We start from the raw sequence: 11,731 nt of genomic DNA, 5'->3' as shown, positions 1-11,731 counted from the left end.
CCATGGCGGGGGCGGGAGCGCTCGCTGGTCAGGCGGATATCGAGCGCGGCGGCCTGGCCGGCGTGCACCGGGTCGGGCGGGCTCAGGTGCAAGGTGGTGCCGCGCAGGTTGCCGTGGCACACGTGCATGCCGACCACCGCGCAGCCCGCGAGCAGGAAGGTAAGCAGGTAGCCCAGGTTGAGCTGGTAGTTGATGCTGGCCACGAGCAGCAGCAGCAGCGTGAGCGCGAGCATCCAGCCCGCCCGCGTGGGCAGGATGTAGACGTTGCGCTGGGTCAGCGTGAGGGTGTCGCGGCGCGGCAGGCGGCTGTGCAACCACGATTGCAGGCGGACGAGGGGATGCCGCCATCCGGCGCTGCCGCGGGGCTGGCTTTGCCGGCCTGCGGGTGCCGCCCCCCTTTCAAGGGAGAGGTGCGGAGCGCGGCCGGCGGTGTTCACGGCAGCGGCACGGCGTCCAGCATGGCGCGCACTTGCTCGACCGGGCCGCGCCCCGCGTCGCGCACCGGCGTGAGGCGGTGGGCCACGGTCTGCGGCAGGACGGCGGCGATGTCGTCGGGCGCCACATAGTCGCGCCCGCTCAGGTAGGCCTGCGCCTTGGCCGAGCGCACCACGGCCAGCGCGGCGCGCGGCGACAGGCCCTGGGCGAACCAGCGCCCGCTGCGCGTGGCGGCAACGATGTCCTGCAGGTATTCGAGCACCGGTTCGGCGGTGTGCACCTGGCTCACGGTGCGTTGCAGGCTGGCGAGGTCGGTCGGGCCGAGCGCTGGCGCGAGGCGTTCGAGCATGTCGCGCCGGTCCTGGCCGCGCAGCAGCTCGCGCTCGGCCGCGCGGTCGGGGTAGCCGATCGACAGCCGCATGTGGAAACGGTCCAGCTGGGATTCCGGCAGGGCGTAGGTGCCGAGCTGGTCGTGCGGGTTCTGCGTGGCGATCACGAAGAAGGGTTCGGGCAGGGCGCGCGTCTCGCCTTCCACCGTGACCTGCTTTTCTTCCATGGCTTCGAGCAGCGCGCTCTGTGTCTTGGGGCTGGCGCGGTTGATCTCGTCGGCCAGCAGCACCTGGGCAAAGACCGGGCCGGGATGGAAGACGAAGTCTTCACGCCCGCGTTCGTAGATGGACACGCCGATGAGGTCGCTGGGCATCAGGTCGGCGGTGAACTGCACGCGCGACAACTGCAGGCCGAAGGAGCGCGCCAGCGCGTGCGCCAGGGTTGTCTTGCCAACACCGGGCACGTCCTCGATCAGCAGGTGCCCACCGGCCAAGAGACAGGCCACACAGTCCGACACCTGCTGTGGTTTGCCCACGATCACCGTGTTAAGCTGATTCAGCAGAAGTTGGATTCTTGTGTCGGCTTGCATGCCGCGAACCATACCGTAAAACCCCCATGAGCCAGGCCACTGGGTATTTCACCCACAAGGATTGTTGGAGACACGAAATGGGCGCCGGCCACCCGGAATGCCCTGAGCGTCTCGATGCCATTGAAGACCGCCTGCTCATCAGCGGGCTGGACGTGGCGCTGGAGCGCCGCGAGGCCACGCCGGCGGCGATCGCCGACCTCGAACTCGCCCATGGCCGCATGCACCTGGCCTCGCTGCGTGGCCTGAGCGACCAGTTGCGCGATGACATGGCCGCGGGTGGGCCGGACCATGCACAGGTGGACCCGGACACGTCCATCAACGTCCACAGCTGGGACGCGATCCTCATGGCCGCGGGCGCCGCCATCGACGCGACCGACGCCGTGATCGCCGGTGAACTGGCCAACGCTTTCTGCGCCGTGCGCCCGCCAGGCCACCACGCCACGCGCAACCAGGCCATGGGTTTCTGCTTCGTGAACAACGTGGCCGTGGCCGCCAAGTACGCGCTGGAGCGCCACGGGCTGCAGCGGGTGGCCATCATCGACTTCGATGTGCACCACGGCAACGGCACCGAGGACATCGTGGCTGGCGACGAGCGCATTCTCATGTGCAGCTTCTACCAGCACCCTTTCTATCCACCGTGCGAGCACTCGACGGCGAGCAACCTGGTCAACCTGCCGGTGCCGGCCTACACCAAGGGCATGGACGTGCGGGAGCTGGTGGACATGATGTGGCTGCCCCGGCTGGATGCCCACAAGCCGCAGATGATCTTCGTGAGCGCGGGTTTCGACGCGCACCGCGAGGACGACATGGCGCAGCTCGGCCTGGTGGAGCAGGACTACGTCTGGCTGACCGAGCGCATCAAGGACGTGGCGCAGCGCCACGCCAAGGGCCGCATCGTGAGCTGCCTGGAGGGCGGCTACGCGCTGAGCGCCCTGGGCCGCAGCGTGGAAGCGCACCTGAGGGTGCTCGCGGGCGTCTGAGTCTGAGCGTTCGAGGCGGCTCAGGCGTCCCATAATGTTCCGATGACCGAGCCCATCCCTACCTCTTCCTCCCCCGACGCGGTGCTGCTGATGTCGCGCGATGCGCGCGGCGTGCACACGCTCACGCTGAACACGCCGCGCAGCTTCAACGTGTTGTCCGAGGCCATGCTGGCCGCCCTGCAATCGGCGGTGGACGCGGTGGCCGCCGACCCGCAGGCGCGCCTGGTCGTGGTGGCCGCCAACGGGCGCGCCTTTTGCGCCGGACACGACCTCAAGCAGATGCGCGCCACGCCCGAGCTGGCCTACTACCAGAAGCTGTTCGCGCAGTGCTCGCGCCTGATGCTGGCGATCCGCCAGCTGGAGGTGCCGGTGATCGCCCGCGTGCAGGGGCTGGCGACCGCTGCCGGCTGCCAGCTGGTGGCGCAGTGCGACCTGGCGGTGGCGAGCGACAACGCGACTTTCGGTGTCAATGGCATCGACGTGGGCCTCTTCTGCGCCACGCCGGGGGTCGCTCTCTCGCGCAACATCCTGCCCAAGCAGGCCATGGAGATGTTGCTCACCGGCGACTTCATCTCGGCCGAGGAGGCGCGGGCACGGGGCCTGGTCAACCGCGTGGTGGCCATCGACGCACTCGACGCCGAGTTGCAGGCCCTGGTGGACCGCATCCTGGCCAAGCCGCGCGAGGCCCTTGCCATGGGCAAGGCCTTGTTCTACCGCCAGCTCGAGACGGGTATGGCGGCGGCCTACCAGCTCGCCGGCCAGAGCATGGCCTGCAACATGGCCCACGAAGTGGCGCAGGAAGGCGTGCAGGCCTTCATCGACAAGCGCCCTCCCGCCTGGCGCCCCTGAGCGCCCGATCCCCTTTTGCGAACCGCCATGCATCCTTCCACCAACACCAAACCCATCGACGACATCGGCCTGTGGCTGGCCGGCTTCACGCAACCCACCGTGCTGGTCGAACTCGCCGCGCTCGCGGTCTGCGTGGCCCTGGCCTGGGGCTTCAGCTGGGCGCTGCGCAATGCCTTGCGCATGCAGGACGACCGGCGCTCGGTGCTGTTCGGCCGCCGCCTGATCGACGGCGTGATGTTCCCGCTGACCTTGCTGCTGCTGGGCTACATCGCCCGCGCCATCGTCACCAAATTCATGCCGCTGGCGGCGTTCAAGGTGGCGATTCCCGTGCTGGTGTCGCTGGTGGTGATCCGCGTCGGTGTGAAGGTGCTGCAGGCGGCCTTCACCACCGCGCCATGGGTGCGGGCGCTGGAGCGCACCATCTCCTGGGTGGCCTGGCTGGCCATGGTGCTGTGGGTCAGCGGCCTCTTGCCTGTGGTGCTGGCCGAGCTCGACGACATCCAATGGAAGATCGGCGCGAGCACGCTGAGCCTGCGCACTTTGCTGGAGGGCACCATCACGGCGGGCGCGGTGATGATCCTCGCCCTGTGGGTGTCCTCCGCGATCGAGTCCCGTCTGCTGCGCAAGGCCACGGGGGGCGATCTGTCCATGCGCAAGGCGGTGAGCAACGCGTCGCGCGCGCTGTTGCTGTTCGTGGGGCTGATCGTGGCGCTCTCGGCCGTGGGGATCGACCTCACGGCGCTCTCGGTGTTCAGCGGCGCCATCGGCGTGGGCGTGGGCTTTGGCCTGCAGAAGCTCGCGTCCAACTACGTCAGCGGCTTCGTGATTCTGGCCGAGCGGCGACTGCGCATCGGCGACAACGTGAAGGTCGACAGTTTTGAAGGCCGCATTCTCGACATCAACACGCGCTACAGCGTGATCCGGTCGCCAGCCGGGCGAGAGTCCATCGTGCCCAATGAGCTCATGGTCATCAACCGGGTGGAGAACCTGTCCTCGGCGCTGACCCGGGTGTGGCAGACCTCCGTGGTGTCGGTGGCCTACGACAGCGACGTGGAGCTGGTCGGCCAGTTGCTTCTGGCCGCGGTGAACGAGCAGGAGGACGCGCTCAAGGAGCCCGCCCCGCAGGCCTCGCTGTCGGCCTTCGGCGCCGATGGCCTGCAGTTCACCGTGGGTTACTGGATCAACTCCGGCGACGCGGCGGAGCAGCTGCGGCTGCTCTCGCGCATCAACCGGCGCATCCTGGAGTCGCTGCAGGCCAACGCCATCGAGATGGCGTACCCGCAGCGCGTCTTGCGCGTCAAGGAACTCCCCCCGCTGGCGGGCGCGAGAGACTCAGCGGCTCATGAGGCTGGGTAGCCACAGCGAGATCGCCGGGAAGGCGATCAGGATGCCCAGGCGCACGATGTCGGCCATGACGAAGGGCCAGACGCCCTGGAAGATCGTCTTGAGCTTGACCAGCGGCAGCAGGGAGTTCATGACGAAAAGGTTCATGCCCACGGGCGGGGAGATCATGCCGATCTCCACGATGGTGACGATCAGAACGCCGAACCACACCGGGTCGAAGCCCAGGCCGGTGATCACCGGGAAGAACACGGGAATGGTGAGCAGCACCATCGACAGCTCTTCCATCACGAGGCCGAGCGCGACGTAGATCACCATCATTACCACCACCACCATGATGGGGTGGGGACTGAACTGCAGCAGGAAGTCGCGCAGATCGCCCGGCATGCTGGTGAAGTTGACGAAACTGGTGAAGACCATCGCGCCGATGAGGATGGTGAACAGCATGGCCGTGGTGCGCGTGCTGTCCACGAGGATGTCCAGCAGCACGCGAGGCGTGAGCGCGCCACGCAGCAGCGCGAAGAGGAAGGCGCCCGAGGCGCCCACGCCGGCGCCTTCGGTGGCGGTGAACACGCCGCCGTAGATGCCGCCGATCACCAGCGCGAACAGCAGCACCACCGCCCACACGCTGCGCAGCGCGGCCAGCCGCTGTGCCCAGTTCAGGCGCTCGCCCGGCGGGCCGGCTTGAGGGTCGCGCCAGGTCACGTAGACCACCGCGGCGCACAGGCAGGCGATGGCGACCAAGCCGGGCAGCACGCCCGCAACGAACAGCTTGCCGATGTCGGTCTCGGTCATGATGCCGTAGATCACCATGATGGTGGACGGCGGGATCAGGATGCCCAGCGTGCCGCCGGCAGCGATGGAGCCTGTGGCCAGGGTGTCCTTGTAGCCATGGCGCTTCATCTCCGGGTAGGCCACGCGGGTCATGGTTGCCGCCGTGGCGATGGACGAGCCGCAGATGCAGCTGAAGCCGCCGGAGGCGATCACGCTGGCCATGGCCAGGCCGCCTTTGCGGTGCCCGACGAAGGCGTTGGCGGCGGTGTACAGCTCGCGCGCCATGCCGGCTCGGGCCACGAGGTTGCCCATCAGCACGAACAGCGGGATGACGGAGAGCACGTAGGCGAAGCCGGTCTCGAAGATCACCTGGCTGGTGCTGGCGAAGGCAGGCGGCCAGCCGCGCATGAGGCCCAGGCCGCTGATGCCGACAATGGCCATGGCCAGCGCGATGGGGATGCGCAGCAGCGCCAGGGCGAAGACGGCGAGAAACCCCAGGCCAGCCTCGATCATGGGGTGCCCCCGTCGAAGGTGGCGGGCTCAGGATGGTGGGGTGCGGGCACCGTGACGAACACGAACAGCAGGTGCACCAGGCCGGTGAGGGCCAGCATCGCGGCCATCATCCAGGCCACCGGCGCGATCGAGAGCTGCAGGTGCACCGTGGTGTCGCCGTACTCGGTCAGGCGGTCCGCGCGCGTCGTCATGAGGTAGGCCAGGAATCCGAAGGTGCCGGCGCAGATGAGGTGGACCACGCGCGCCTGGATGTCGCGCACCCAATCGGGCAGCACGCTGTCGAGCGAGTCGAAGACCACGTGCTCGTTGCGCCACGACACCAGCGGCATGGCGCCAAAGATCACGATGACCATGAGGATCTCGGTGAGCTCCAGGCCGCCAGGCACCGAGTGGCTGAAGAAGCGGCGGCCGGTCACGTCCACCAGCGTGAGCCACATGATGGTGAACAGCGCCATGGCGGCCATGAGGCCGGTGGACCAGCGCAGGATGCGTTCCAGCGTCTTGAGCATGAAGGGGCCTGATGTGAAAAAGCCGGCTGGGCAGTGCGCTACAGACTGCCCGGCCGGCCGTGGGAAATGGTGCGCTGGCTTACTTTACCTTGGCGATTTCGGCGCGGAACTCGGCCAGCACCGCTTTGGGGTCCTTCAAGCCTTTGGCCTGCGCGGCCTCGGCCCACTTGGCCTCCAGGCCCGCCTGCTTGTCTTTGACGGCCTGCACGAAGGCCGCGTCGGCCGCGATGCGGGTCACGCCCTGGGTCTTCTGGAGTTCGCGGCTGGCCGCGTCGACGCGGTCCCAGCCCTCGCCGAAGAGGCGCGCCGCGGTTTCACCGGAGATCTTGTCGATGACGGCCTTGTCCTGCGCCGACAGGGCGTTGTACTTGCCCTCGTTCATCATGAAGACGAAGCTGGTGTTGTACAGGCCGCCGGGGAAGGTGGTGGCGTGCTTGACCATGCTGAGCTTGAACGAGGCGATCGACTCGTCGGGGAAGAAGGTGCCGTCCATCACGCCGGTGGAGAGCATCTCGAAGGACTCGGGCGCGGGCTTGAGCGTGGTGTTCCACCCCATGGCCTTGGAGAGTTCGTTGATGTTGCCGCCGCCGATGCGGAATTTGAGCTTGGCCACGTCGGCGGCGCTGGCCACCGGCTGGCGGGTGGTGAAGATGATGCCGGGCCCATGCGTGAACACCGCCAGCGTCTTCACGCCGCGGTGCTCGCCCAGCGGGGCGAAGTATTTGCTGTAAATGCGCTGGTAGGCCAGCGAGGTGGCGGTGGCGCTGTCGCCCAGGAAGGGAAATTCGGCGACCTGGGTGTTGATGAAGCGCCCCGGCGTGTAGCCATCCACCGTGTACGAGATGTCGGCCAGGCCGTCGCGCACGGCGTCGAAGGTGCCGGGCGCGGCCGCCACGCCCTTGGGCAGGATGTTGCATTTCATGCGACCCGCGCTGTCTTTTTCCAGCAGGTCGCACCAGCTCTTCTGCGCCATGCTCAGCGTGTGGGTGGGCGGCACCCAGCTGGAGACGGTGAAGACGGTCTGGGCCGAGGCCGCGCCGCCCGCGAGCAGGGTGGTGGCCAGCGCGGCGGTGGCAAGACTGCGAAGTTTCATGGGGCCTCCTGGGCACGTTCGGGGTGTTGGCGGCCCCCAGCGGAGGCGGCGAAATCACTATAGGCCAAGCCTTTGCGGCGCCCCCTCCAGACTTACCCGGATGGTTCCGGGTCTTGGCCGCGGCCTAGGCCTGTGGCGGCGATTCGACCGGCCGGGCCGCCTGCAGCCGGGGCCGCGAGGGCGTGGCGTGCAGGGCCTCGCCGCCCAGCGTTTCGAGCAGGCGCGCGCCAGCGGCGAGCTGCTGGTGCGCCGGCAGGTAGCGCAGGTCGCCGAACAGGCGCAAGGCGTTCTCCGGTGGCGTCGCCGCCCGGGTGGCCAGGTACCAGAGGCGGAAGACGTGGGCCTCGTCGCTCAGCGGCACCTGGTTCACCAGGTTCATCACCGAGGCGAACAGGTAGTCGGCCGCGCTCTCGGTCGGCGTCTTGTCGCTGCCGGGGGTGCCGTGATCGCTTTGCCACACGGGGCTGTTGACCAGTCGCTGGAGTCGCCTCGCCCGGCCCAGGCCGCGGTCCACCTGCAGCCGGGCCTCCCAGGTGCGCACGGGGTCGTCCAGCCCTTTGCAGGGTGAGGTGGCGCGCGCCAGTTCCATCGCCAGCGACCGCGTTCGCTCGGGCTCCTGGCGGCTGAACAGCAGGCGCACCGTGCGATCGAGCATGCGCAGGGTGTGGAGGAGCGGATCGACGGGGAGAGAGGTGGTCATGCTGCTGAACTCGTCACGGGTCAGAACGTGCAGCGCAGCCTCGGGAGGAAACACGGTTTCTCGGGCACCGCGTTGTGCAACCGAGGTGGCGCCCGTCTCGCAGGAAACGGTGCGGTCTGTTCGGTCTGTCGTTAGGGTGCTCATGTCGTCGGAGGGAAATGGGGGAATGAGGCCTCAGCGTAGCCTCGCGCCCTGGCGCCCACAAACGGTTTAACAGTCGCTTAACAGAGCGAGCGTGTAAAGCGTGGAAGGCGCTTCAAGCCAGGCGGGTGCTGGCGGCGAGCGTGAAGTGAAAGGTCGTGCCATGGCCGGGCTGGCTGATGACCTCGATGCGCGCGCCGTGTCGCTCGATCACGGTGCGCACGAACACCAGGCCCAGGCCCACGCCGCGTGTGGCGCTGTGCTCGGGGTCGAGCCGGGCGAACTGCTGGAACAGGCGCTGTTGCTGCTCGGGCGTCATGCCCGGGCCCTGGTCGGTGATGGAGACCCGCCATCCGCCAGTGGCCGCATGCACGGCGCACAGCACTTCGGTGCCTGCGCCGCCGTACTTCACGGCGTTGCCCAGCAGGTTGGCCATGGCGCGGGTGAGCAGGCCGCGATCGACTTCGCACAAGGCCGGCGCCTCGGGGCGCACCACCAGGAGATTCACGCGTTGCGCCTGGGCCTGCGGCCAGACTTCGTCCACGGCTTCGTCGAGCAGGTCCACCAGGTTCACCGTGTCCAGGTGGTAGGTGCTGGATTCCGCCCGGGCCAGCTGCACGAACTCCTCGGCCAGATCCAGGGTGCGCCGCGCGTGGCGCTCGATGCGGCCCAGCGTTTCGGGCTGCATGGGCTGCTGGGGGTTCATGCGCTGGACTTCCAGCAGCGCGAGGATGGAGGCCTGCGGGGAGCGCATGTCGTGCGAGATGAAGCGCAGGGCCACGTCGCGCTGGCGTTCGGCCTCGCGGATCGGGGTGATGTCCACCAGGCTGGTGATCCAGCTGGTGGTCTGCCCATCGGTGTTGAAGCAGGGCACGAAGCGCACCAGCAGATCGCGTCCGTTGGCATCGCGCGCCTCCGCCCCCCAGGGCTCGGTGGCCAGGCGCAGGCGGTCCATCTCGAAGACGGGCTGCTGGGTGCCGGCGCGGTGCACGCCGTGCAGCAGCTCGCCGATGGCGTGCCCGCGCAGCCGAGCCACTTTCTGCCGCCGGAAATACTGGTAGGCGGCCTGGTTGCCCGCGAGCACGTGGCCGGAGGCGTCGGCAATGAGGGTGGCGTCGGGCAGGCTGTTGAGGGTCTCGCTGACGAAGCGGTGCAGGTTGCGCAGCTGTTCGGAGGCGTTCTGCAAGGCGCTGATGTGGCGATCCAGCAGATCACCCGAGCGGGCCGCCGGCAGCATGGTGGGCAGGTCGCGGCGGTTTTCCATACGCCGGAACTCCTCCAGCAGGTAGCCCATGGCGGCGCGCAAGCGCCGCCACACCCACAGCGGATAGGCCAGCAGCACCCCGAGCAGGGCGGCCGTGGGCGCGAACTGCAGGCCGGCCACGGACGGCGCGAGCGCGGCGGCCACCACGGTGGCGATCAGCAGTCCCGCGCTGGCCAGCAGCGAGGCGGTGGGCGCCAGCAGCAGCACGGCCAGCAGGGCGAGCGCCACCGGCACCACCGTGAACAGCGCGTTCTGCCAGGCGCTGGCGCGTTCCAGGCGCTGATCAAGCAGCAGCGCGTTCATCACGTTGGCCGCGATTTCCACGCCGTCCATCAACTCGGACTGCCCCGATCGCGGCGTGGCATAGGCGTCGCCCATGCCGGCGGCCGTGGCGCCCACCAGCACGTACTTGCCCGCGAGCTGCCCGGGCGGCACACGTCCCTTGAGCACGTCCACGTAAGACACCCGGGGAAAGCGGCCTGGCGCGCCGGCAAAGGGAATCTGCATCCAGTGGTCGCGTTGCCAGGCGCCGGGATGTTCCGCCTTCGGCGCGCGGCCGCCGGGCAGCGGCTCGGGCAGCGCGAAGCCCCCCACGCGCAGCAGGGCCACGGCGAAATGCTCCCACCACCGCGCGCCATCGCCTTCGCGCAGGAAGGTGCTGCGCACGATGCCGTCGTTATCGATCTCCAGGTGCACATGGCCGATGGCCGCCGCCGCCGAGGCGAGTTCGGGTGCCGGGTCGGTGCGGGTCAGCTGGCCGGTGCCGTGCCGGTCCATCAGCAGCAGCGGCAGCACCACCTTGCCGTTGCGTGCGATGGCTTCGCCCAGCAGGGCATCGTCCACGGTGGGGTCGAGGCCGGGCTCGACCATGATGAGGTCCAGCCCCACGGCGCGCGGCCCCGCCGCGGTGATGCGCTCCAGCAGCGCGGCATGGAAGGCGCGGCGCCAGGGCCAGCGGCCGATCTCGGTCAGGCTCTTGTCGTCAATCGCCACGATCACAATCTCGGGCGACACCGCCTGCTGGCCCAGCCGGCTGAGCTGATCGGTCAGGGCCAGGTCGATGTGTTCCAGGGCGCGCGAGCAGCCCAGGGCCACGACGCCGGCCAGCAGCACCGCCGACAGCAAACCCCATTCGAGCCACCGGGTGCGCGGGCGGCGCGCGCGCGCCATGGGCTCCTGCATCTGGGAGGTGTGGGATTCGGTGGGCCGCGTGTCCAAGCGACGTCAGCGAAGGCTGCGCAGCACCGCACGGCCTTCGCCGCTGCGCAGCGGCTGGCTGTCCGAGGTCACGACGCGGGCATGCACGTCCAGGCGCTGCGGCTCGCTCCACGCGCCGGGCAGACCGTCGGCGTCGATCTGCCGCACGCGCAGGTGGTAGCTGCCGGGTGGCGGCATCGGTCGGATGAACGCCGCTTCGGCGAGCGACTGGTCTTCCAGCAGCCGGGTGAAGGCCGGGTCGTGCGCGATCTGGAGTTGGTGACGCCAGGGCCCGCCGGGGCTGGAGCTCCAACGCACCGAGAGCGTGTCGGTTCCCGCGCCGCCCAGGGTGGGCGTGGATGGCGTGGGCGGGAGCGCGGCCACCTCGAAGGGCACCGGGCGGCTGAAAGGGCCCTGGTCGCGCTCACCCTGCGCACCGCGGGCGACCGCGGCCACCCGCCACACGTAGGTGCCCGGATCGAGCGGGCGCACCGTGTGCTGGCAGCGGTCGAGATCGGGCGTCTGCGCCACCAGGTCGGTGAAGCTCGCGTCGCGCGCCACCTCGAAGCGGTAAGCCACGGAGGTGGCGCCTTCGGTGCACAGCAGTTCGACCGCGGGACCCACCACCCGGCTGCCCTGGCGCGGTTCGCGCAGCAGGGGGGCCGTCGGGTGCGCGTTGACGACCAGCCTGCGCACCGCCTCGCTGCCCGGGATGCCCAGGCCATCCATGGCGCGCACCGACAGCAGGTAGACCCCATCGTCCAGCGCCGCGAAGCGCGCCAGGTGCGTGGCAAAGACGGCATTGCGCACCACGCGCTCGGCCGCGTCGTCGCTGGCGACGCGCACCTGCCAAGCCGCAGCGCCCGCCTCGCGGGCCAGCGGCAGCTCCAACATCGAGGCGTCCTCGACCACATCGGGCACGCCGGAAAGATCGGGCGGCGCGAGCAGGGGCGCCACCGCCGTGGTGCTGCCCACGCGCACGCCCTGGCCGGCGCGCACCAGGGTCCCGGCGGCAC

Annotated in this window: 9 protein-coding genes and 2 pseudogenes; 3 read left to right on the top strand and 8 right to left on the bottom strand. The window is 69.3% G+C overall.

Annotation, left to right across the window (positions count from 1 at the left end):
• Together KIT86_RS21970 and KIT86_RS21965 are read right to left on the bottom strand one after the other, a co-directional pair.
• A pseudogene (locus KIT86_RS21970) lies at positions 1 to 326 on the bottom strand (DUF58 domain-containing protein); the annotation flags it as partial.
• Positions 327 to 433: 107 nt separating this feature from the next.
• The gene (locus tag KIT86_RS21965; protein WP_297402362.1) at positions 434 to 1,354 is read right to left on the bottom strand and encodes a MoxR family ATPase; all 921 of its coding nucleotides are present in this window, start codon (positions 1,352 to 1,354) and stop codon (positions 434 to 436) included.
• Between the two features lie 26 nt (positions 1,355 to 1,380).
• Here KIT86_RS21965 and KIT86_RS21960 point away from each other — a divergent pair, with 26 nt between their 5' ends.
• Genes KIT86_RS21960 through KIT86_RS21950 form a run of 3 tightly spaced genes read left to right on the top strand, consistent with a single transcriptional unit; the run spans position 1,381 to position 4,539 of the window.
• Complete coding sequence (locus tag KIT86_RS21960; protein ID WP_297402360.1) at positions 1,381 to 2,334, top strand: histone deacetylase family protein; 954 nt, start codon at positions 1,381 to 1,383, stop codon at positions 2,332 to 2,334.
• A 42-nt stretch (positions 2,335 to 2,376) separates the two neighbouring features.
• Positions 2,377 to 3,183: an enoyl-CoA hydratase gene (locus KIT86_RS21955; protein ID WP_297402358.1), complete on the top strand. Its 807-nt coding sequence runs from the start codon at positions 2,377 to 2,379 to the stop codon at positions 3,181 to 3,183.
• Positions 3,184 to 3,210: 27 nt separating this feature from the next.
• Positions 3,211 to 4,539 (top strand): mechanosensitive ion channel domain-containing protein, encoded by a 1,329-nt coding sequence (locus KIT86_RS21950; RefSeq protein WP_297402356.1) that lies wholly within the window; start codon positions 3,211 to 3,213, stop codon positions 4,537 to 4,539.
• Here KIT86_RS21950 and KIT86_RS21945 read toward each other — a convergent pair.
• The 6 genes and pseudogenes from KIT86_RS21945 to KIT86_RS21920 all read right to left on the bottom strand — a co-directional run.
• Positions 4,516 to 5,811, bottom strand: a complete 1,296-nt coding sequence (locus KIT86_RS21945) for a TRAP transporter large permease (protein ID WP_297402354.1) — start codon at positions 5,809 to 5,811, stop codon at positions 4,516 to 4,518. The two genes, KIT86_RS21950 and KIT86_RS21945, sit on opposite strands and share 24 nt — an antisense overlap.
• On the bottom strand, positions 5,808 to 6,320 hold the full coding sequence (locus tag KIT86_RS21940; RefSeq protein ID WP_297402352.1) for a TRAP transporter small permease: 513 nt from the start codon (positions 6,318 to 6,320) through the stop codon (positions 5,808 to 5,810). Before KIT86_RS21940 ends, KIT86_RS21945 begins: the two co-directional genes overlap by 4 nt.
• 79 nt (positions 6,321 to 6,399) lie before the next feature.
• Positions 6,400 to 7,413, bottom strand: coding sequence for a TRAP transporter substrate-binding protein (locus KIT86_RS21935; RefSeq protein ID WP_297402350.1), 1,014 nt, complete (start codon positions 7,411 to 7,413; stop codon positions 6,400 to 6,402).
• Positions 7,414 to 7,537: 124 nt separating this feature from the next.
• Positions 7,538 to 8,113: a hypothetical protein gene (locus KIT86_RS21930; protein WP_297402348.1), complete on the bottom strand. Its 576-nt coding sequence runs from the start codon at positions 8,111 to 8,113 to the stop codon at positions 7,538 to 7,540.
• 256 nt (positions 8,114 to 8,369) lie between these two features.
• Positions 8,370 to 10,736 (bottom strand): CHASE2 domain-containing protein, encoded by a 2,367-nt coding sequence (locus tag KIT86_RS21925; RefSeq protein WP_297402346.1) that lies wholly within the window; start codon positions 10,734 to 10,736, stop codon positions 8,370 to 8,372.
• Between the two features lie 6 nt (positions 10,737 to 10,742).
• Positions 10,743 to 11,731: pseudogene (locus KIT86_RS21920) on the bottom strand (iron dicitrate transport regulator FecR); the annotation flags it as partial.

This window comes from Hydrogenophaga sp. (assembly GCF_026125825.1).
Taxonomy (GTDB): Bacteria; Pseudomonadota; Gammaproteobacteria; order Burkholderiales; family Burkholderiaceae_C; genus Hydrogenophaga.
Note: the sequence above shows the minus strand (reverse complement) of the source record. Positions and strands in the feature narration are given on the sequence as shown.